At 38.5% G+C, this 22,806-nt stretch carries 19 protein-coding genes and 2 pseudogenes; 3 read left to right on the forward strand and 18 right to left on the reverse strand.

The genetic code is table 11. The features are described from left to right. Positions 1-3 precede the first annotated feature (3 nt). The 7 genes and pseudogenes from HX13_RS13570 to HX13_RS13605 form a co-directional block, all read right to left on the reverse strand. Positions 4-1,332 carry a phospholipase effector Tle1 domain-containing protein gene (locus tag HX13_RS13570; RefSeq protein WP_050021548.1) on the reverse strand — a complete coding sequence of 443 codons (1,329 nt, stop codon included), beginning with the start codon at positions 1,330-1,332 and terminating at the stop codon, positions 4-6. Next, on the reverse strand, positions 1,280-1,837 hold the full coding sequence (locus tag HX13_RS13575) for a hypothetical protein (protein WP_050021549.1): 558 nt from the start codon (positions 1,835-1,837) through the stop codon (positions 1,280-1,282). The genes HX13_RS13570 and HX13_RS13575 overlap by 53 nt, the downstream gene beginning before the upstream one ends. Before the next feature lie 11 nt (positions 1,838-1,848). After that, positions 1,849-2,853, reverse strand: a complete 1,005-nt coding sequence (locus tag HX13_RS13580; RefSeq protein WP_262483554.1) for a DUF2931 family protein — start codon at positions 2,851-2,853, stop codon at positions 1,849-1,851. 469 nt (positions 2,854-3,322) lie between these two features. Then, positions 3,323-5,183: pseudogene (locus HX13_RS13590) on the reverse strand (type VI secretion system Vgr family protein). A 239-nt stretch (positions 5,184-5,422) separates the two neighbouring features. Then, the gene (tssD, locus tag HX13_RS13595) at positions 5,423-5,830 is read right to left on the reverse strand and encodes a type VI secretion system tube protein TssD (protein WP_050021552.1); all 408 of its coding nucleotides are present in this window, start codon (positions 5,828-5,830) and stop codon (positions 5,423-5,425) included. Between the two features lie 208 nt (positions 5,831-6,038). Then, positions 6,039-6,734, reverse strand: coding sequence for a VIT family protein (locus HX13_RS13600; RefSeq protein ID WP_050021553.1), 696 nt, complete (start codon positions 6,732-6,734; stop codon positions 6,039-6,041). 174 nt (positions 6,735-6,908) lie between these two features. After that, positions 6,909-7,664 (reverse strand): SDR family oxidoreductase, encoded by a 756-nt coding sequence (locus tag HX13_RS13605; RefSeq protein WP_050021554.1) that lies wholly within the window; start codon positions 7,662-7,664, stop codon positions 6,909-6,911. 684 nt (positions 7,665-8,348) lie between these two features. Between HX13_RS13605 and HX13_RS13615 the strand changes: the two genes are divergently transcribed. Then, entirely contained in the window at positions 8,349-8,777 is a 429-nt protein-coding gene (locus tag HX13_RS13615) for a cold shock domain-containing protein (RefSeq protein WP_050021556.1), read from the forward strand. 93 nt (positions 8,778-8,870) lie between these two features. On the opposite strand, the gene HX13_RS13620 is transcribed toward HX13_RS13615, so the two are convergent. The 8 genes from HX13_RS13620 to queG all read right to left on the reverse strand — a co-directional run bounded on the left by HX13_RS13620 (position 8,871) and on the right by queG (position 18,238). Beyond that, entirely contained in the window at positions 8,871-10,322 is a 1,452-nt protein-coding gene (locus HX13_RS13620) for a TolC family protein (RefSeq protein ID WP_050021586.1), read from the reverse strand. Further along, a complete protein-coding gene (locus HX13_RS13625) occupies positions 10,303-13,425 on the reverse strand; it encodes an efflux RND transporter permease subunit (protein ID WP_050021557.1) in 3,123 nt (1,040 codons plus the stop codon). Before HX13_RS13625 ends, HX13_RS13620 begins: the two co-directional genes overlap by 20 nt. Positions 13,426-13,453: 28 nt before the next feature. Continuing rightward, the gene (locus HX13_RS13630; protein ID WP_050021558.1) at positions 13,454-14,542 is read right to left on the reverse strand and encodes an efflux RND transporter periplasmic adaptor subunit; all 1,089 of its coding nucleotides are present in this window, start codon (positions 14,540-14,542) and stop codon (positions 13,454-13,456) included. A 60-nt stretch (positions 14,543-14,602) separates the two neighbouring features. Beyond that, positions 14,603-14,935: a hypothetical protein gene (locus HX13_RS13635; protein WP_053328321.1), complete on the reverse strand. Its 333-nt coding sequence runs from the start codon at positions 14,933-14,935 to the stop codon at positions 14,603-14,605. 196 nt (positions 14,936-15,131) lie between these two features. After that, positions 15,132-15,596 (reverse strand): SRPBCC family protein, encoded by a 465-nt coding sequence (locus HX13_RS13640; RefSeq protein ID WP_050021560.1) that lies wholly within the window; start codon positions 15,594-15,596, stop codon positions 15,132-15,134. Between the two features lie 8 nt (positions 15,597-15,604). Then, positions 15,605-16,255 (reverse strand): murein L,D-transpeptidase catalytic domain-containing protein, encoded by a 651-nt coding sequence (locus HX13_RS13645; RefSeq protein ID WP_050021561.1) that lies wholly within the window; start codon positions 16,253-16,255, stop codon positions 15,605-15,607. A gap of 3 nt (positions 16,256-16,258) precedes the next feature. Continuing rightward, the gene (locus HX13_RS13650; protein ID WP_050021562.1) at positions 16,259-16,942 is read right to left on the reverse strand and encodes a TIGR02117 family protein; all 684 of its coding nucleotides are present in this window, start codon (positions 16,940-16,942) and stop codon (positions 16,259-16,261) included. A gap of 351 nt (positions 16,943-17,293) precedes the next feature. Then, complete coding sequence (gene queG / locus HX13_RS13655; protein WP_050021563.1) at positions 17,294-18,238, reverse strand: tRNA epoxyqueuosine(34) reductase QueG; 945 nt, start codon at positions 18,236-18,238, stop codon at positions 17,294-17,296. A gap of 154 nt (positions 18,239-18,392) precedes the next feature. On the opposite strand from queG, the gene HX13_RS13660 reads away from it, so the two are divergent. After that, positions 18,393-18,692 carry a rhodanese-like domain-containing protein gene (locus tag HX13_RS13660; protein WP_050021564.1) on the forward strand — a complete coding sequence of 100 codons (300 nt, stop codon included), beginning with the start codon at positions 18,393-18,395 and terminating at the stop codon, positions 18,690-18,692. Positions 18,693-18,716: 24 nt separating this feature from the next. Further along, on the forward strand, positions 18,717-19,337 hold the full coding sequence (locus HX13_RS13665; RefSeq protein ID WP_050021565.1) for a hypothetical protein: 621 nt from the start codon (positions 18,717-18,719) through the stop codon (positions 19,335-19,337). Positions 19,338-19,444: 107 nt separating this feature from the next. Here HX13_RS13665 and HX13_RS13670 read toward each other — a convergent pair whose 3' ends face one another. The 3 genes and pseudogenes from HX13_RS13670 to HX13_RS13680 all read right to left on the reverse strand — a co-directional run bounded on the left by HX13_RS13670 (position 19,445) and on the right by HX13_RS13680 (position 22,778). Then, on the reverse strand, positions 19,445-20,215 hold the full coding sequence (locus HX13_RS13670) for an alpha/beta fold hydrolase (protein WP_050021566.1): 771 nt from the start codon (positions 20,213-20,215) through the stop codon (positions 19,445-19,447). Between the two features lie 12 nt (positions 20,216-20,227). Continuing rightward, positions 20,228-21,172, reverse strand: coding sequence for an NAD(P)H-dependent flavin oxidoreductase (locus HX13_RS13675; protein WP_050021587.1), 945 nt, complete (start codon positions 21,170-21,172; stop codon positions 20,228-20,230). A gap of 237 nt (positions 21,173-21,409) precedes the next feature. Further along, a pseudogene (locus HX13_RS13680) lies at positions 21,410-22,778 on the reverse strand (peptidylprolyl isomerase). Positions 22,779-22,806: the final 28 nt, after the last annotated feature.

The raw sequence follows: 22,806 nt of genomic DNA on the forward strand, positions 1-22,806 counted from the left end.
TATTTATTCCGGATATATTCTTCTTTGATAATCATTATTGGGGTCCATCCCCATCCAGTCTCTGTTGGCAGACCAGTGAAGATACTGATTACGGATAATCCTCAGTAACGTCTGAGGATGATAGCCGGTAACGGTAACTCCTTGCAACGTGGTGGTTTTAATTTTATTACCATTTTCATCCAGTATTTCATCAGGTACCGGTTCTGATGTAGGTTCCGGTTCCGGATTTAATAGCCTTTCTCTTGCTCTTTCCTGCTTTTCCTTCTCAAATTCTTCATCTGTTTTAAAGTTCCATTTTCCTTCACCCTCAAAGACGTAGCCATGCAGGAGATCTTTTGCAGAAAGCAGGTACTGATCATGCTCTATGGAATAGCTTGTCGCTGTTTTCATGATCAACTGATGATCATACAAATTAACCCCATGTTCTTCCATGAAATGAAGCGGAATATAGCTGTATTCTTTCCTCAAAAAACGGGTTCCTGTAATTTTACGGTATACCCCTCCCATTGTTATTACATTGAGAAAACTGTTATTAATCTCAATTTGCTCCTCGTCGTACCAATGCTCATCTATCAATTGCTGTCTCCGCTTATTTAAAAACCATAAAGGTTTATGGTTAGAAGTTTCTATTTCGTCCACCACTTCCATCCCGTTTTCATAAGCTCCACCGATATCACAATGAACTCCCGGAAATTCTTTTTCGATACTGCCGGGGAACCGCGTCAATGAAAAGTTTTCCCGGTGCTCATTAGCTGCTGTAAAATGAACGGCTTTAAAATAAGATCCGGGGTTCAGCAACTGTAACTGTTCCACATCGTCTCCGAAATTGTATTTAGGCCCTAAGGCAGAATGTTTCATTCCTTCCCACCCTACACGCCTGATTCCTCCCATATCACCATATTCTTCATACGACGATACGGTATCATAGACTCCAATAAAACGAACATCCAGATCCAGGTTGTCTAATTCCTCTTTTGTCAGGATATCTTTACTGAGAAGATAATATCCCAGAAAACCAAATCTCGGAAGCTTCCCATTTATAACATATTGCGGGTCTACTTCAGTATTGTCCTTATCCACCCAGATATCTCCGTATTCAGGAACCATAACCGGGCCTTCAGGAGAGTTAACCTGGTTATACCCCACAATTTTCCTTGATTTTCTGATCTCAACATCTTTGGTTCTTTTATTCCCGTTGATCTCATAAGCAAAATTTCTTGCGGCAGCAGCTCCTCGACTAAATCCAAAGGTGTCAATGGTAATTTTTGTTATTCTTATTTTACCGTTTGCCGCAGAAGTAAGTTTTTTTAATTCTGTCAGCAGCCATTTCACATCCTTTTCTTACTTTTCCCCTCACTCCTGTTTTACCGGAGCCGTACTGGAATCCGTCATCTACATCCCTGCTGTTATCAAGGGTACCAATACCTTCCACATAGACGCCATAATTATATTGTTCGCAGCATTTATACATTCTTGCAACATTGGTATAATCATTACTAAAACTGTTATCTACTCCCTGTTTATCCAGCCATGCCCGATGACTCGCCTTAAGGTAGCGTTCATATTCAGAATCGGTATCTGATATTTCTTTATTTTTAAGTTTTTTATATTCTTTTTCCTGTAAGGCCCTTGTATCTTCAATTGCCTTTTCCTTTTTTAGTATGGTCTCTTTATCATCAGTGCTTTCTATCTGATTCTTGCCATCCCTGTACTTGGCTCTTAATTCGGTATTTTTCAGATTGTTCAAAGTACCATCAAAAAACACTCCTATTTCCACATGCAGCTCATCCACAGGAGGTTTAGCAGTGCCGGTGTTGTATACGAAAGTTTTTCCCATAGCTTTTGTTTTTAGAAAACTTCTATTTTATCTGCTTTTATAAAGGCTTCTTTTCCGTTTTCTCCCTTTACTTTTATCGTAAAGTAGCTGTTCGCCTCATTTACCTTAACAATAATATCAGCCCTGGTTGAACCGGGATCATCACCAAACACAACCTTAAAAGCTTCGAAACCTGATTCTTCATTCAGGTCGCAATTTGCTCCATACACTTTATTATCCGCACCTATATAATCAAAAATAATGCTTTTTGGAATTGCCCTCTGTTGATTTTCAGCCAATATGCCTGTTGCAGTGTCAAACTGTTCTTTTTCTCCATTAATTGCAAATATTTTAACATTTATTGATGGATTGAGCCTGGCATTTCCCGGAAGCTCAAAGACCGGTTTCCAGCTGTACCGTATTCTATAGGTATCCCACAAACCGAACGGAATAGGCTTGTCTTTATTTTTTTCCCGTATCTCTGCAGGAATAACCTTACCATTATTGAATACTTCATTGAGATAATCTTTCCGCCAAAAACGGTTTTCGTGGCTGTCCAGCTTAGCGATTTCGGATTCAGGGATCGTTACTTTTTTACCTTGATACCTTCCTACTTCCTTCTGAACTCCTACACCTGCCACCCATACGACAACTACACCTCCGGGAGCCATTCCCACACCGATTTCATCAAAGTTTAAATGCTTGTTTTTACCGCTTCTTCCCTTTGTATCATATCCTTTCCCAAAATACTCTTTAATTATAGCAATATCAATAGGAGTATCAATCATGTAAAACTGGTTTTCCATATAAGACATCCAGATAAAATCAAGCCGGGAAGGAAGGCTTTTAAAACCATTTCCCATCCCATGGTTAATAGCTCCCCAATCATTTCTTCCCGGAACTATGCCAAAGCCTAAGCTTACCCATTCCCCACCTTCACACTCTATTCCGCCTTTGTATACTTCCATCGGATATCCTAAAGGAGCAGACGTCCCTTCAGTCCATTCATATTTTGTCATAGTTTCAGTTTTTTTTATAGTCTTTTTTCTCCTGACACGAAATCTGGATAAAAAAACAGAAGGCTAACTAGATATTTCGTTATATTATTCATTATTAAAACCTTAACATAAATCATCACCTCTGCTATGGTGCATGATTATTTTTAATATTCTTTTTACGGTGTAATTCCGTTCCATTTACCTCATTTATGAACAGATTTGAGGAACCAGAATCAGTAATATCACAGATATGATGATAAAAAACGGTACAGCCTGAATATACACAGAACAGCATAAAATCATCTATGGTCTTCTTTTGCCGTCGATCTGCTATTATAAACGGCAGAAAAAACAATATAGGCAAAATGCTCCGCAAAGCCATACTGCAATCCACCCGCAATCTCAATGACTATATCTTGTAAGATCCAGGATACCTAATGTAATGATACCGGTGAGTATTACAGAAAATATACTTGAAAATAGCGCAATCAATATTTTTTTCAGCATATTATCCTTTATTCACTTTAGCATCTATTTTCCCCAGCACCTTGGCCACCCCCGAGCTTTGTAATACAATATCACCATTTTTTGCTTTATGGGTAGTGGTAGAAGTAGTTTCTTTTAAATCACCAGTAACATTGACTGTTTTATTTTCATTAACGGTCTGTTTATAATTCCTGGATGTAAACCTGTGATCATTGATAACATTGATGGCATTATCATTTCCCACGCTTGTTTTCATATCTTTTCCTACATTAATGTTGAGGTCTTCTCCCGCATTGAATGTCATATTTTTTAGGGGCAGTCACTACAATATTACCTTTTCCGTCCATAAAATAATTATTTCCGCTGGGATCTATAATGTTGACACTTCCTTCCGCGTCATTCATCAAAATCCTGATGCCACTCCGGGTCTGTATGGATTTCAAATGGTTATCCACGCCACCTCCCAAAGCTGTTCCTCCATGAAACATTCCACCCAGTACAAACGGACGGTCCGGATGATTATGAACAAATCCCACCATCACCTGATCTCCTACTTCCGGTATCGCTACATAGCCTCTGTTTTGGGTAATCTGATCTGTTCCTCCCGCATCGGGGGCCATCATCCGTATAAAATTGGTATGATCATTCAGCTGCCAGTCGAATCTTACCGTTACCCTACCTTGTCCCAAAGGATCTGTATTCGATATTACCGTGGCAATTTGTGGCTGTGCAATGGGAACAATAAATTCCGGAGTGGGAATATATCCCGTATCTGACGCAATTGCTTCAAATCTTCCCTGATAGCGTCCTAAGGTGTCCACTTCGTGTATCACCTCTGTCATCATCAGTTTGGTAAAATAAGCGGTTTGATTGCTGTCCGTTTTCCGCATTTTTATATCTGCCACACAACCGGGGTATAAAAAAGGAATGGTGGTTCCACCTGAAACGGTAAAAACTTCTACGGCTCTGCTTCCTGAAGTACTGGTCTGAGAGATAACCACATCCATATCCGTTGCCGCTTTTATAGGGGCTACCTGTAATGAGGGTGTTTTGAATATCCCATCATTATTTTTATAGGCTGTTTTCGCCAGATTTCCCACATGCTTTATCGGTGTTTCTCCGGAGACAAGCTTTGTATTGGAGCTGCTGTTATATCCATAAAAACTCGGTTTGATGTGTACGGCTTTCAATTCGACATTCACATCGGAAACGTTACTTCCATAGATCAGTTCCAGGGCTTTATTTTGTGGAGGCATATTTCCAAAATGCAATATTTCCCCATCATAATAAAACTGTTCTCCGTAGGCTTCTGCCATCCTGCAAAGGTAATTGTAATGGGTTTCATTATACTGGGCACTGTATAGAATCTGGGAAGCTGCCTTAGCATTAACTTTTACATCAAACTTACCGCTGTCAATTCCCTGTTTAATAACTTCTGTGGCAATAATCCCCATATTTACGGGCTGGTTCCCGCCAAAACTCTGGGTGTGGGGAGCAGCGTCCAATAAAATAGTGGGACTGTAACCTTTCAGCACAATATTTCCGAGACTGTGATTTTCCTGGCTGAATCCTACTTTTGTAATGACTCCCACAAAAGTTCTTTCAGGAGTTCCTTCCACATTTTTATATTTAAAAACTACAGTCAGTCGCTTGCCTAAAAACTGCTGAGCTTCTTCCAAATCGTAGTTTTGTACTCCTTCTAATGTGTCATGTGCCAGTGTAAGTTCAAATTCATGATGTTTTCTTACACTCTGCTCCAGACGAAAATGCCTGAAGTGCCTGATGATCCTGCCTTCAATTACAATATCCAGTTTTACTACACGGTTGATCCCGGGAATATGATTCTCCGAAATCATATCAGAATTTGAGATATTTTTATTCATAACAGATAAGGTGTTTTTTAAAGGTTCTTACCTTAAAAAATAAACGAACCTTTCATAAGTGATGAGTTTCATAACACAAAATTCACAAGCTTCTTATATTTAAAAGTAAATAGTCATGAAAGTATTATTTAAAACCATTGAATTATCGGTAGAAATAATAGCGGATAAAAAAAACAGAACAGCATCCTTCAGGATGTACTATTCTGTTTTGTCTATTTAAATTAAAAAAATAAAAATTCTTACGCTGTAGGCCAGGCTCCAAAGTAGGACGAAGTTCCCAGATCGATCTGCTCTGCACTTACAATAAAACTGATGTACATACTGTTTTCATCTATAGCATCAAAATCTACTTCATGGTGGATTACATAGCCATTGTTCCATTTTAGGGTTGTCAATGTTCCTTCTTCGTGGGATTTATTGAATACTACTTCTCCTACTGTAGGTTTATATTTACCGTTAAGGAGGCTTTCCAGTATATCAGATTTTTCTGTAGCTTCTACTGTGATTTTGATAAGAGCATTGGAAGGATCCGATGCTACTCTTCCGGATACATCTGTAGCACGGGATACACTGTAATTAAGTTTTAACAGCTTTTGCCCTTCGCCATTGTTGAATTTTAATATTCCTCTTGAATTTCGTTCTGCCATGATTGTAAATTTTAATCGTTATTATTTTGTGATTTGATGTGGTATGTCACCAAATTTAGAAGTATTTGCAATATAAAAAGAATATTTCAATGCAAATATGGAAAAGTGTAGTATTTCTACGACTAACAGTTGTTAGGGTTTTTACTTATTGTAAATCAAAATATTACATAATGAAAGATCTCGAATCCTATTTTATTTCCGTTGGGTATTATGCTACATTTATTCCAAAAAGATGTCCTACCAGCGCTGTAATTCCCATTGCTACCGTTCCCCAGAAGCAGATTCTCAACATGGCAATTCCAATGGGAGCTCCTCCGGCTTTGGCTGAAATTGCGCCTAAAAGCATCAGGAATATTATAGAAAATCCATACTGGAAATATACCATTTGAGTGATAGGAGCCAACAAAGAAACGATAAAGGGCAATAAGGCTCCCACAGCAAATGATCCGAATGAAGCCATGGCAGCTTGTAAAGGTTTGGCCTGTGTAATCTCATTAATTCCTAATTCGTCACGGGCATGGGCTTCCAATGCATTATGCTCTGTAAGTTCAATAGCAACCTGCATGGCGGTTTCTTTACTACAACCTCTTTTTTCATAAACTTTGGCGAGCTCCCTGAGCTCTATTTCCGGCATTTCTTCAAGTTCACGCTTTTCCCGCATTAGATCTGCCTTTTCCGTGTCTTCCTGTGAACTTACGGAAACATATTCACCGGCTGCCATAGACATGGCACCTGCAATCATTCCTGCCAGGGCGGCAAGGATGATGATATGGCGCTCGGGCTCTGCTGCTGCAACTCCAATAACAATACTTGTAGTGGATAACAATCCGTCATTGGCTCCCAAAACTGCTGCCCGAAGCCAGCCAACCCTGTTTACATAATGTTTCTCTAGCTGATGATGCATATTAATCGTTTTCTGTGTTGATATGGTAATTAAAGTTATGAAATGTTTTTTCAAGAATCATTTTAAATTACCTGACTTTTAAAGCCTTTCTATCAATAACACTTCTGTTTACATAATAAAAAAAAGACCGCCAATACATTATCAGCGGTCTGTTATTAAACTAAGGAATATCCATTATCTTGTGGTATACCCTCCATTGGCAAAAATAGTCTGTCCGGTGATCCACCAGCCGTCTGTTACCAGGAACTCAACCAATGGGGCAATGTCCTTGATATCAGTAAGTCCTCCTAATGCCGATGCAGATTTATGATAGGCCACAGCATCATCAGTTTCCTGTCCGTAAAAGAAAGGAGTGTCCATTGGTCCCGGCGCTACGGCAGTCACAGAAATACCTCTTGCACCAAATTCTTTGGATGCAGCTCTCGTAAAATGCTCTACAGGTGCTTTTGCTCCGGCATAGGTAGAATACAATCCCGTATAGGCTGCCAGTAAAGAAGTAACAATGGTGCAGATCCTGCCATGATCATTCAGTTTTTTACCGGCCTCCTGTAAAAAGAAATAGGCTGACTTTGAGTTTACATTGAACATGGTATCATATTCGGCTTCTGTAGTTTCTGCAAAAGGTTTCTTCAATACCATTCCTACCGTATTGATGGCAATATCGATTCCTCCGAACCGCGAAATAGTTTCATCAAAAAAACGGGTAAGATTTTCCACTTTGGTAAGATCTCCCTGAAACAGGAAAGCTTCAGCCCCTAAAGCCTGCACTTCGGCAAGTGTTTTTTCACTTTCAGCCTTAGAACTATCGCTATTGTAATGAATGGCTAGTTTTGCTCCTTTTGCTGCAAAATCTTTACTTAATAAACCTCCAAGGTTTTTCCCTCCTCCGGCAATTAAAATCACTTTTCCCTTTACATCTTGTGTTGACATTTTCTTTATTTTTTTAAGATTAATAAAACAAAGGTGGGCAATAAAAGTCATCTCAGTATGGTGAATTTTTCGGATTTTATTTTTTAGCCTTCAGGTTGTATTTTATTGCATGAATTTATTCTTATTCAAATATGGCAAAAAAAAAATGGCTATCAATATCTTGCTATTTATCAGATCAATATCTTCCAAAAAGGTTGTAAAAAACGTGTGACTTATCGACAACATTTCCAATGTTCATGGGCTTTAGGCACAGCATTTGCTGATTTGAAAGCCATATTAACACCACATCATCTATAATATATTTTTCCATATCCCCAGCCGCTGGGGATTTTTTTTATATGTCCTTTACGGTGACATTGCTCATCATGTTATTTTTCTATCAACAGTATTTCTGATTATCAATCATTTAATCAGGATTATTCATTTTATTATTGTATATTTGCCTATTATTAGGTCATATACTACTTTGTTTTCAGCTTCGGCCTGGGTATCTTTTATTCAGTCTCTGCTTTTAAAGCAACCCTATTTTAACTTTAGTTCTTCTAAGAATATTACTTGTCGGAATTTTAAAGCTCTGGATGATTGGGAAATCCAAAACAGGATGCAGATGTGCACTACTGTCAGGGCTTACAACAAATAAACCGGCCAATACAAAATATAGAAACTAAATACTAAAAATAATTTATGGCAGATTCTTTTTCTAAAAAGGAAAATTTCAAGAAAAAAATTCAAAAGCAAAAAGAAAAAGCGTTAAGACGCGAAGAACGTAAAACGAACAACAACAAAGGTAAAGACCTGGAGGATGTATTCATGTATGTAGATGAATTCGGAAGATTAACTTCTACCCCTCCTGAAGACAGACAGGAAGTAAACCTTGATGAAATTCAGTTGGGAGCAGCTCCTATTGCTGAGGAGGATCCAAGAAAAACCGGAATCATTACCTTCCACAGTGAAAAAGGGTATGGATTCATTACTGAGGACCATACAAAGGAGAATATCTTTTTCCACAACAACAACTGTGCTGAGCTGGTAAAAAAAGGAAATAAGGTATCTTTCGAAAAAGAGAAATCTCCAAAAGGGTTTTCCGCAGTTAATATTCAGATAATCAAATAATTATCGATAACCTATAAAATAAAAGCCACCTTTTCAGGTGGCTTTCTTCGTACATAATCCCTGGTTTTCAAACCAGAAACTATCCTGTACTTATTACTCCAGTTTTCCACCCAGCGCCTTAAATAAAAGGACATTATTCCGGGTATTCTGATGTTGAAATTGTAATAAATCCAGCTCCGCAGTCAATTTGCTTTTCTGGGAGTTTATCAATTCAAAATAATTGGCGTAGCCGGTAAGATACAAATCATTGGAAACCTCAACTCCACGGTCCAGGAAGCTGACTTCTTCCGATTTTAACTTCAAAACACGCTCATATATTCTGGTTTGTTTTAAAATAGACTGAAGCTCGTTAAATGCCGTGGTAATACTCTTCTGATAATTCAGAAAAGCAATTTCCTGTTCTTTACTGGCCACCTTAAATTCGTATTTCAGTTGGCCTTTATTAAATACAGGAACCATCAACCCACCTAACAGCTGCCCTGCCAGTGAACCGGGCCTGAAAAAGGTTTCAACGGAAAAAGAATTAAGTCCAATGCCGGCTCCAATATCGATTTTCGGATAAAATGTTGCTCTGGCTGCTTTAGCATCAGCCTGGGAGGCTTCCAGTACATAATAATTGGCTGCTACATCAGGGCGCGAATGGATTACTGCTTCTACATTAATATTCTTATTTAAAATATCCATATTGGTGGGCATCAATGTATTTCCACGCTTTACACTCCCTCCATAGCTTCCTGTAAGTGTGGTAATTGCCTGCTCAACAGTTACAATTTCAACTTTAATATGTTCTATCTCAGCAAGCCAGTTGTTGTTTTGCGCTTTAAACTGCTGCACAGCAAGCTCCGTTGCTTTTCCTACTTCACGCTGTGCCAAAACAATTTCAAATGCTCTCTGCTGAAGGGTATAGTTCTTTTGGTAAATCGCAAGCCGATTATCCAAAGCCACCAGCTGATAATACAAATTGGCAATATCTGTAAAAAGTTCTACCTGCAGCAAGCGTAGCCCTTCTGCAGAAGCCAGATATTTTTTCTGGGCGGCAATTCTCTTATTTTTCAGTTTTCCCCAGGCATCAATTTCCCAGCTGCTTCTTGCGCCCAGCCAATAATTCGGAGTAACATTCCTGTTGATTTTTTGTTCCTCAGTAATATTGGGTGAAAGGTTTGTATCATAGTTCCCTACTCCTTCCATGGTATATTTCCCGTACCGGGTTCCGGAAACTTCTGCGCCAACTTCAAGAGAAGGCAAAAGATCCATTTTAGACCGCTGGAGAAAGCTGTTGGCAATTTCTACTCTTTGCTGTGCGATCTGAAAATCGGGATTTGCCTGTACCACCTTATCAAAAAGTTCCAGCAGGTGGACATCTGTAAAATACGCTTTCAGATTCAGCTGCTGAAATTCATCTGTATTTACATCTTTCTCGTTTTTAACAATTTCTTCCGGGAGCTTCCGGGCTTTTTTCAGATCAGCTACTTTTGGGACAGCACATGACATCAGGCTCAATACAGCTACGCCATACCATATATTTCTATGATTTAATCTTCTCATCTTTCTTTTTATTTTCAAGTTTTGCAAAGAATATATACAAGCCAGGGATAATCACTAATCCGAAAACAGTTCCGATCAGCATTCCTCCTGCTGCTGCAGTACCGATGGAACGGTTTCCTACCGCTCCGGCTCCTGAGGCAATACAAAGAGGAATAAGTCCGGCTACAAATGCAAATGATGTCATTAAAATAGGTCTCAGACGCTGTCTCGCTCCCTCAATGGCAGCAGGGACAATATCAAATCCTTGTTTATTTCTTGCAACGGCAAATTCCACGATCAGAATTGCATTTTTGGCCAAAAGTCCGATGAGCATTACCAAAGCCACCTGTGCGTAGATGTTATTATCCAGGCCTGCCAGTACTAATGCTATATAGGAACCGAAAATTCCTGTAGGAAGGCTTAATAATACAGGCATCGGGAGCAGGAAACTTTCGTATTGTGCTGCCAGTAAAAGATATACAAACAGAAGGCAGATCAAAAAGATATAAATGGTCTGATTTCCGGATAGAATTTCTTCTCTTGTCATTCCTGACCATTCTATATCGAAGCCTCTCGGAAGGGTTTCCTTGGCTACCCGCTCTACTGCTGCAATAGCATCTCCGGAGCTATAACCATCCGCGGGCTCCCCATTAATCATCGCTGACATATACATATTGTACCTCGTTAATACTTCAGGTCCGTATACTTTTTCTATGGTAATAAATGTAGAGAACGGAACCATTTCACCTTTATCATTCTTCAAATACAGGTTCAGAATACTTTCAGGGGTATCCCTGTGCTCCGGACTTGCCTGAACCATAACTTTATACATCTGGCTGAAACGGATAAAATTAGTCGCATAATAAGACCCCAGCATGGTTTGTAAGGTAGACATTGCATTTTCTACGGAAATTCCTTTTTTTGCGGCCATATCATAATCTACATTGATCATGTATTGAGGGAAAGTAGCATCAAAACTGGTGAAGCTATTTTGTAATTCAGGCGCTTCATTAAGTTTTTTCACGAAATCTTTGGTAATCTTATCTGTATTTTCGATGGTACCTCCGGTTCTGTCTAATAAACGCAGTTCAAAACCACTTGTATTTCCGAATCCCGGAACCGTGGGCGGCGCAAAGATCTCAATCTGAGCATCTGCAATAGACTTGGTTTTTTCGGAAAGTTCAGCTATGAGCTCATTTACTGAAATACTTCTCTGTTTCCAGTCTTTAAGGTTAATCATAGCCATTCCATAAGATGAACCTGCAATTTCTGTTACAATACTGTATCCCGCAAGGGTGGTTACATTTTCAACGCCTTCTATCTTTTTGGCAATAACCGTTACTTCATCCAGTACCTTTTCCGTTCTTTCTACTGTTGCTCCCTGTGGGGTGGTAACACTTACATATACCATTCCCTGGTCTTCCATAGGAATAAACCCTGTCGGTAAAAATTTACCCGTCACGAAAGTCAGTGCAATAAATAGAAACAATAGACCAAAAGTGACAGTAGTTTTTGTCGCAAATCTTGATAAAGTCCCTACATATCCGTTGGTAAGTCTGTCAAAACCGGTATTAAAACTCTGGAAAAACCTGTCAACTACCGTTTTCTTTTTGTTATGATCATGAGGTTTTAAAATAATTGCACAGAGTGCAGGGGTAAGTGTCAATGCATTTACTCCTGAGATGACAATACTTATAGCTAATGTCAGTGAAAACTGACGGTAAAATACGCCTACAGGGCCATCAAGAAAAGCAACCGGGATAAATACGGCAGACATTACAATGGTAATAGCCACTACTGCACCTGCAATTTCTTTGGTGGCGCTGATGGTAGCATCCAGGGCATTCATTCCTTCTTCCATCTTTACATGGACGGCTTCAACGACAACAATGGCGTTATCCACTACAATTCCTATGGCCAGAACCAAAGCAAACAAAGTCAAAAGGTTAACAGAGAAATCCAGCATATTCATAAAAGCAAAAGTTCCTACTAGTGCCACCGGAACAGCCAGCACGGGGATCAACGTTGAGCGCCAGTCCTGCAGGAAAATAAACACCACTATTCCCACCAGGATAAAAGCTTCGATCAGGGTTGTCAATACAGCACTGATAGAGGCATCGAGGAATCTGGAAACATCGTACGCCATATTGTACTCCATACCGGGAGGAAAGGAAGTTACTTTTAATTCTTCCATTTTTGCCTTTACGCTTTCGATAACCTCTGAGGCATTGGAACCGGGACGTTGTTTCATCATAATAGATGCTGAAGGTCTTCCATCCGTTTTGGAAACCATTCCATAGTTCATTGCCCCGAATTCTACTTTGGCAATATCTTTCAGTTTTAAAATAGTTCCGTCCACATCAGACCTGATCGGGACTTCTTCATATTGTTTGGGTTCAAAAAATTTACCTTTATACTTAATGACGTATTGTAACTGACTGGAAGTTTTTCCTGACGTTTCACCCACTTTTCCGGGGGCCGCCGAAATATTTTGTTTCTGCAATGAGCTGATCACCTCATCTGCTGAAATTGAATAAGCTGCCATTTTCTGCGGATCCAGCCATACCCTCATCGAGTATTCTTTCTGGCCCATAATTTCTGCACGCCCTACTCCGTCAATACGTTTCAGCTCCTGAAGAACATTAATATCTGTAAAATTATAGATAAACTGCTCATCCTGGCTAGGATCCGTACTGGTGATATTCAGATACATCAGCATACTGTTGACCTCTTTTTCAGTCGTTACCCCGGCCCGGATCACTTCTTCAGGGAGTTCATCAAGAATAGTTGTCACCCTGTTCTGAACATTTACTGCCGCCACATCGGGGTCGGTTCCTACTTCAAAGAATACCTGAATTAAAGTAAGACCATCATTTGAAGTTACCGTAGACATATAGGTCATTCCCGGAACTCCATTAATGGCACGTTCCAAAGGAAGAGCTACTGCATTGGCCGATACTTCAGCATTAGCTCCTGTATATTTTGCCGTTACGGTTACTGAAGGAGGGACGATATCGGGAAACTGGGTAATCGGCATCTTCAGTAATGCCATAATTCCCAGGAGTACAAATAATATGGAAATAACCAACGAAAGTACCTTTCGTCTTATAAACATTTCTACCATGGTAAGTTGATTTAAAGATTAGGAAAGGTTAATACTTCTTTTTGACGGTAATCATATCTCCGTCTTTCAGTGACTGGGTTCCTTCATAAACAATTAAATCTCCTTTTTTAAGACCACTTTCCACCAGATAAGAATCTCTCAGTGTTGTCCCGATCTTAATATTGGTCATTTTGACCTTATTCTGCTTATTCACCACAAAAACATAGGTTTTATCCTGAATGGAGAAAGTGGATTTCTGAGGAATCAGGATAGCATTGGCCTGGTGCTCGGAAATGATAAGCTTTCCGGATGTTCCATGTTTGATCAGGCGGTCCGGATTGGGAAACAGTGCCTTATAACGAATAGAACCCGTAGTGCGGTCGATTTCTCCTTCCGCCGTCTTCAGGGCTCCGTTAAACTGGTAATTCACCCCATTCGGTAAGGTAAGCTCGATCTTTTGATGGTTTCCGATTTTATCATTGGCTAAAAGCTCAAAATATAAGTTTTCCGGAATGGAAAAGTAGGCATAGACTTCATTCAATTGAGACAAGGTCGTCAGTAAAGTTCCGTTTTCCACCAAACTTCCGTCTTTATGGGGAATAACGTCTATAACCCCATCAAAAGGGGCGGTAATCCTGGTAAAGCTTATTTTTTGTAATACGGCTTTTTTCTCTGCTTCGGCGAAGGCATGTTTTGCTTTTGCTGAAGACAATTTTGCTTTTACCATTTCCAGTTCGTTATTCGCCACAAACTTTTTGGCATGGAGACTCTGAATCTGCTTAAGTTCTACTTCTGCAATACGAACATCTGCTTCAGTCTGTTTGAGAGCAGCATTCGCTTTCAAAAGTTCCATCTGCAATTCGGCATCATTAATTTTAAATAAGGCCTGTCCCTGGTGTACGAATTGCCCTTCATTAACATAAATCTGCTGTATAATTCCTCCGATTCTGGAGCGTATTTCCACATTCTTTTTCGCCTGGATATCGGTTACAAACTGGTTGCTGACCAATGTATCTTTTTCTTTGATTTCCAGAATGGGAACTTCTTTTTCTTTTTGGCTGTTTTTGTTCTTGGCTTTACTGCATGACACAGCGAATAATATTGCAAGACTGCAAATTATTACATTTTTCAAATACATTTTTTTAAATGTTTAAGTTATAAATTTTCGTAAAAAATAGCGGATATTCAATAACTTAAGCTAAAACAACTGGAAGAGATGTAGAAACGATCTGACGCCGCAGATAATGGAAAGCGCAATATCCGGAAGCGTGATTTTCGGTGTCAGTTTTAAGATTTCTGAAAAGTCTCCGACGGCCTGATCATCCTTACGTGCTGAGTATTTCACGATTTTTGAAGCCGCAGGTAAAGCATGAGTATTCATGTCTGCTTCCTCATAAACATCTAAAAGGTGGATGTTATTTACGTGCGGAAGATGAGGAATATTTTGTAATGATTTTTCTGCCCAATTCGAATTGAATAGGGTGAAAAGCAACATTACATACAATAAGAAAAATGACCTCAGACCTGCCATGTCAATCAGAATACTTAGTTTTAGTAAAAAACAGTGGTTTGCAAAAATAAGAATTTTTGATGGATTTTAGCTCCCCGATTTGTTAAAAAAACTTAAAGAATGTAGAAATAACAGGCATTTTTCACCATGAAATTTCTCAAAGATTAAAAATTTTCTCTTATGAAAACATTAAAACATCTGCACATTAAGAGATTTGTCAAAGTGACTGTTTAAACAATTTACCCAGTACCCGGAAACGATAATCAAAAATATATTCCAGTTTTTTTCTGACAAAAAGGCCGTGGGCTATTTCTCCAATAAAACCCATAGGAAGCTCATATTCTATTGTGTCTTTCATCAGGACTCCATGTTCGTTAGGAAAAAATTCATGATGGTGTTTCCAGAGTTTATAGGGACCTTTTCTTTGAAAATCGGTAAAGCTTTTCTGAAAATCAACATGGATAATTTCTGTCTGCCATTTCATTTTAATTCCAAACAACGGAGAGATATAATAATCGATAAGCATTCCTTCATGGATACGATCATCATCCAGTTCTGTGAGGACAATGAATCCCATATCTTCCGAAGTAATTTGGGAAAGGTTATTCGCGGATGAAAAGAATTTCCAGGCAGTTTCAAGATCACAGCTTAGTTGCTGTTCACGGCAAAGTATATGTTTCATTTTTATTTTCAATTATATATCCACATGAGAACCGGTTTCTTTGAATTCTGAATCATAGGATCAACTTCTTTCATCGCAGTGTTTGATATGGTTGGACAACCCCATCCTTCCGGAGAGCCCTTAGGAAAGGTTTCTTCGTCGCTCATCATATCCCATGAATGGAAAACAATATATCTTGCCAATGCATTATCATTTGTTTCTTCAAGGCCGTGCATCAGGTATTTTACATTAATTCCCCATTCACTATATCCCCTTCCCTGCAGTTTGTATTTTCCCAGTGATGAAAGGTGGCTGCCATCTTCGTTACTAAATTCCGGATGATCTCTGGAATCATCTTTACTCCAGGAGTTGCTTCCACATCCGTGGCCTACAAGATATTTTTTTTGAAATACGTTTATTTTTAAAATCCCATATAAAAAAAGCGTTTTTACCCCTGAATGAAGGCTCATATCAATCAAAATACAGAAATCAGTATTAAAATCCTTCATCGTACAGAACTTCAATGCCTCATCTGCTTTGCTTTTTAATGCAGACAGATCTGTTTCCGGCTTCCTTTCAATGGCTGTTTCGGAAATAATATCATTACCACTTATTTCTTTTTTTTCCTGGACACAGGCGCAAATCAAAAAAACAGCAAAAAGCAAATAAAGTCTTTTCATATTCTACTTATAGTGCTGAAAAATTCCAAAATCAGTAGGAGTCCAGAGTGCCGCTTTCTGACCTGCTGCTTTCAAAGCATTATTAGTCCATGTATTGCATGTATACAAAAAGCTGTAGGTTCCTTTGGCATCATAAAATGCATCATTATCACCGTAAACAGCATCGGTAGGAATCAGCATAAAGTTTCCATTCCGGTCTCTGTCAAACTTATCTTCGACAAATTTAACCAGTTTTTCATATTGACCTCTGCTGATCATAATCATCTTACAGTCATCCCCTTCTTTCATGTTTGTATAATATGTACAATGCATTGCGGATTCACTCAGCCAAAATGCAGCTTTCACAGCTGTTGAAAATTTAAGATCAGCCCACGTAGGCGTATCAAGGTAGAATCCTTTATCTCCCCATCCTATTCCTATATACTGATAATCCGTTCTTTTGGATTTGGTATTGGCAAAAGGAATTTTCAGGCTCCAGTCCTGGAGATCATTCTTCACGGGCATTACAATATCGGTATGTACCCCATTGGTATAAATATAGACCGGAATCTCCTTTTTTTGTCCGTCGTCTTTCGCTGAAACGGGAATATAAGGGATCAGTAATCCCAGAAGCACATAAATGATTACTATTCCCAAAATGATCCCTACAATTTTTAAAATATATAATAATGCACTTTTCACGGTCATGTTTTAATAAAATTTAATCTGTAATTTTCTATAAAAGTATTTGTTTTAATCGAAAAAATGACTATATTTAGTTACGAAATATTCACAAATATGCGTAAAAACACCAAGTCACAGAAAAGATTTAAAATAAGAGTAAAAACGGCTCCAAAAAGAATACAAAAAAGACGTTGATTTTCGGTGAGATTTAATCTCCTGAAAGTCAATTTTTCTTTTTAGGGAAAGGATTTTAAGAACTTATTGAAAAAAATCTTCACCCTCCTTAGAGTAGAAATCTTAAGGAATGGGCTGATTATCTGCTTTTGTTCGGAACTTCACTAATTCCGGAAAAGGAATTGTCACCAAAAATCTCAACTAAGATTTGATTGAGGATTGCTCTAAAAATTCAATATTTCTTTTCAATCCTGCAAACTTAGTCCTTTTTACAGGTGATTTTCTGAAGATTTCTGAAAAAATTTCCTGGGTAAGCTCTTTCCATTCTCCTTTTTTGAAGTTTTTCAAGGCTTCATTAGGCTTAAACCTGCTTTGCTGATGAGGGGCGGAAAATCTGTTCCAGGGGCATACATCCTGGCAGATATCACATCCAAACATCCAGTCTTCCATTTTATCTTTAAAATAACCGGGAATGTCGTTTTTCAATTCTATGGTTGCATAGGAAATACAGCGGCTTCCATCGATGATTTTTTCAGAAACAATAGCATCTGTGGGGCAGGCATCAATACATTTCCGGCAGGTTCCGCAGTGATCTGTTGTTTCATGATCAGGAATAAGCTCCAGATCACAGATAATTTCTGCCAGGAAATAAAAGGATCCGTTTTGTTTGGTAATCAGATTGGCATTTTTCCCTACCCAGCCTATTCCTGATTTCCTTGCCCAGCTTCTTTCTAAAACAGGAGCCGAGTCTACAAAAACCCTGAATCCGAATTCGCCGATCTCATCCTGAAGTTCTGCCACCATTTCACGAAGAATTTCTTTGATCACTTCATGATAATCCTCTGCATAAGCATATTTTGAGATTTTATAATTTTCAAGAACGGGCAGCTTTTCTTCGGGGAAATAATTATAAGACAGTGAAATTACAGATTTGGAGCCTTCCACCAGCAGCCTGGGATCTAATCTTTTGTCAAAATGGTTTTCCATATACTTCATTTCTCCGTTGAAGTTATTTTTAAGCCATTGCTCAAGACGCGGTGCATCTTCTTCCAAAAAGTCTGCTTTAGAAATACCACAGTTCTGAAACCCAAAACTTTTTGCTTTGGATTTAATCAGTAAAGAATATTTTTCAGCGGTTGGATTCATAATTTCACAGTGCAAAACTAAGATTATTTTATAAATCTGCAGCTTTTAAAATAATCCTATATCGGGATATACTCTGTTCTAAAGTAAATTCATAGAAAATTTCAAAAAAAAAATTACGTACTTTCGTCTTAATTTAATTTTTAAATAAACAACTATGTCTTTAATAGAAGTAATACAATCCGGAAATTATGAATTGATCGACGTTCGCGAGCCTATGGAGCTTGAAATGGACGGAAGCATAGAGGGAGCAAAGAATATTCCTCTGGGTGAGGTAGAAGATAGAAAAGATGAGATTCTATCGATTGAGAAACCAGTGATTTTATTCTGCAGAAGTGGAAACAGAAGCGGAAAAGCATTGGAGTATTTAAACGCTCAGGGATTGAAAGACGGTTATAACGGTGGAGGCTGGGCCGAGCTGAAAGCTGTTTTGGAAGCGAATAAGGGAACTTTTTAAAAGTTCCTTTTTTTATCTTTTGCCATGGTAAATTTAAAAAATCAGTTTGAACAACTTTGCTTTCCTTTTACTAAAGATCAGGATCTGATCAGCAGATTATGGAAGGAAATTGAAACAAAGTACACTGAAAAAAACAGATATTACCATAACCTTCTGCATCTTGAAAATATGTTCCGGGAACTTGAAACCGTAAAAAATGATATTTCGGATTACCTTACCGTTTCTTTCTCTGTATTCTATCATGATATTATTTATAACGCCACTTCTCAGTCCAACGAAGAGAACAGTGCTATAACTGCAGAATCAAGACTCGGGGAACTTGGAGTGAATGAATCTGAAATAAAAATTATTTCAACACAAATTATAGCAACCAAGCAGCATTTGCTGTCTGAAAATCATGATCTCAATTATTTGCTGGATGCCGATCTTTCAATTCTTGGAAAAGACTTTGGAATCTACCTGGATTATACCCGAAAGATCCGTAAAGAATATTCTATTTATCCCGACCTGCTTTACAAACCCGGACGAAAAAAGGTCCTTAAACATTTTCTTGAACTTGAGAGCATCTTTAAAACAGCCTATTTTAAAGAAAAATACGAAGCGCAGGCCAAAGAAAATATAGCTACGGAACTTAAGTTGTTATAATTAAAGCAGTTTCTCTTTCCAGGACTAAATATTAAGATCCGAACACGGACGTGAACCATCCTTACTGAAAGACGTCAAAAATAATATCATTTTAGCTAATTACTACATCAGGAATTTTTACTGATAAAATCCGCAGCTTTTTCCAAGACCTGTTCAGGTGCTTCTTTATGAGGGGTATGGCCAATTCCGGGAATGATATATTTTTCAGCACTTCCGCTTACCTGGGAAATGGTTTTTTCTACCTGGTCCAATGTGCCATATTCATCGGCTTCTCCCTGGATAAATAGCAATGGACAGGTGATATTTTTCAAAAGATATTCAATATTCCAGTTTCTGTAATCGTCCCGGGTCCAGGTTTCTGTCCAGGCTTTGAAGAGGGTTTCCACTTTATCTCCGTGGTATTTTTGTAAACGTTCCGGAAGATTGGTAGTTTTATAAGCTTCCCAGGCATCATACACTCCTTTTAAGGTCACTTCTTCCACAAAGATATGCCCGGCTTCACAAATGATCGCCTCTACCTTTTCCGGGTATTTTGCAGCGGTAATTAAAGCAATAGTTCCGCCGTCACTGTGCCCGAAAAGGATTGCGTTATCAATATCTAGCCTGATGAGGAGGTCATTCAAAAGATCTGCTTCCAGTTCCATATAATTAACCGGTCTTTCGTGGGTGGGCATAGGATAAGATCTTCCATAACCTAAACGATCATACACAAGGACGTTACAATTTGTTGCATCAGACAATTCAGCCGGAAAATCCCTCCACAGTTGGACAGATCCCAAAGAATCGTGTAAGAAAACAATTGTTGGTCTGTTTTCGAATGAATAGTTGTGTTCTGTATATAGTTTCTTACCCTTTACTTCTATTATTCTTCCTCCCATTGATTCAAAATTCTAAAAGGCGGGCATTTTTGTTTCTTCAAATTCTTTCAGCAGACGGTTAAAAACTGTTTCCACCGGAAGAATATCATCGATTAAAGCAGAAACCTGGCCTATTTCCAGTTCTCCTTCTTCCATATCTCCTTCAAACATTCCCCGTTTAGCTCTGGCTCTGCCCAATGAAGCAATTAAGGCATCTTTGTCTCTTCCACTCTGATAGATTTCTTCCAATTCGTTGAAAAATTTATTTTTGACCATTCTTACCGGTGCCAGTTCTTTGAGTGTAAGATGGGTATCTCCTTCCTGTAATTGTGTAATTTTCTTTTTCCAGTTCTCATGGGCACTGGCTTCTGTAGTTGCCGCAAAACGGGAACCAATCTGCACTCCATCTGCTCCCAATATCATGGCAGCTTTCATTTGTGAGCCTAAAGCAATGCCTCCGGCAGCAATAAGAGGTTTGGTGGTATGTTTTTTAACATTAGGAATCAGGCAGAAAGTTGTAGTCTCATCTCTACCGTTATGTCCTCCGGCTTCAAAACCCTCGGCAACAATAGCGTCTACTCCTGCCTCTTCGCATTTGATGGCAAATTTGGTAGAAGAAACCACATGGGCTACTTTTATTCCTTCTTTTTGCAAAGATTCCGTATAGGTTTTGGGATTACCTGCCGATGTAAATACAATTTTAACTCCTTCTTCCAAAATAATCTGAATGATCTCTTCAATATTGGGATACAGCATAGGGACATTTACCCCGAAAGGCTTATCTGTTGCCTGTTTACACTTTTGAATATTTTCTCTTAAGATATCCGGATACATACTTCCTGCTCCTATTAATCCCAATCCGCCACAATTAGAAACGGCTGAGGCCAGCCTCCATCCGGAATGCCAGATCATACCGGCCTGAATAACAGGATATTTTATTTCAAAAAGCTGTGTAATTCTGTTTTGGCTTGTCTGCATATCATGAAGTTTTTTCGCAGAGTTGAAATCTATAAAATTGCTCATGTGTAAAAATACTAAAAACAAAGATTGGGAAGAAAAAATAATGAAAATTTCAGTCAGAAAATGAGAAACAGAAATCTGAATAAAAACCTCATTGTGGGAGTTGACGAAATGGCCTTCAGAATCATTTAACAGTATGAATAAGCTTGGTTTCACACACAAAAAAACCTTCAGGAGTTCTGAAGGCTTATCTGTTTATTTTTTGATTGATTCTTTTTTCCAGTTGGACTTAAATTTACAGTTATCATACCGTCCGTCTATGGAAATAAAGGTTGTCGGCAATTTGGAGTTGACGAATTTTTCAACCATTTCATTTTTCTTTTTATTCAGCGCCATTTGTTTAATTCTGCTGAAATCTGTTTCCAGAGTAATCTGATGGGAAGGGATTACATCATCCATTCTGATGATTTTTACCACTTTTCTTCTGTTATCTTCATCTTCAAAAGCTGTGGTGATATCTCCTTTGTTTAACCCTGCCAGCTCATAGCTGATCGTTCCCGGAATACTTTCTCTTTCAATTTTATCAGAGCCATCTCCTCCAGGAATTACCCCTGCGTTGAATTTGGTTCTTTTATCATCTGAGAATTTGAAAGCGGCATCTTTAAATGTCATTTTACCGTTTAAAACCAGACCTCTGATGCTATCTAATTTTGCTTTTGCTGTTTTAATCTCATCTTCCGTTGGAGTAGCTTTCAGCAAGATATGTCTTGCATCATATACTTTCCCGGACTTTTTCACCAGCTGAATAATATGGTACCCGAAATCCGATTCTACAGGATCAGAGATTTCATTTTCCTGAAGGTTTAATGCTGCAGCCTCAAACGGCTTTACCATCTGCCCTTTGTTGATGTTTTTATACAGACCTCCATTGGAAGCTGATCCCTCATCTTCAGAATAGATTCTTGCCTGGCTTTCGAAACTTTCTCCTCCCAGAATATCCTGTTTGATCTTTTTCAATCTGTTGATTAAATCTTGCTTGTGAGCTTCGGTAAGCTTAGGATACATCATAATCTGCGCTAAGGTTACCTCATCTTTTACCTGCGGCAACTGCATTTTATACATATTATAAAAGTCTGTAACTTCATTCGGAGTTACATCTGCTTTATCCGTTACCCTCTGGTATTTTGCCTGTCCGTAATACTGGTCTGTATCGATCTTTTCGATCGCATTCTTCATTTCATAAGCATTTCTGAACTTATAAGCGGCAAGCATTGTTTTTTCATCCGGAAATTGAGAAAGCAACTGACGGTATTTTGCATTAGCCTGTTCTTTGATTGCAGCAGAACGGTTTTCAATTAACGTATCTTTTTTTTGCTTCATATACAAGAAGTTTATTGCTGATCAGGTTTTCCAGGAATTCACATTTGTCTGTATCGGAAGCTCCCTGCTGTTTTGCATAATTCATCTGTTCATTCACATCAGATTCCAAAACAATTTCATCTCCAATAACAGCAGCAATACCATCCACTAAATCTCCTTGTTTAAGCTGGGCGTTCATCATATGGGAAGAGAATACCATCATGAAGATCCCAAGAAGAAAAGTGATTTTTAGTTTATTTGTCATTTTACTATTTTAACAAGTTGCAAATTTA

The sequence above is a fragment of the Chryseobacterium sp. P1-3 genome, from assembly GCF_000738495.1.
Lineage (GTDB): Bacteria > Bacteroidota > Bacteroidia > Flavobacteriales > Weeksellaceae > Chryseobacterium > Chryseobacterium gallinarum.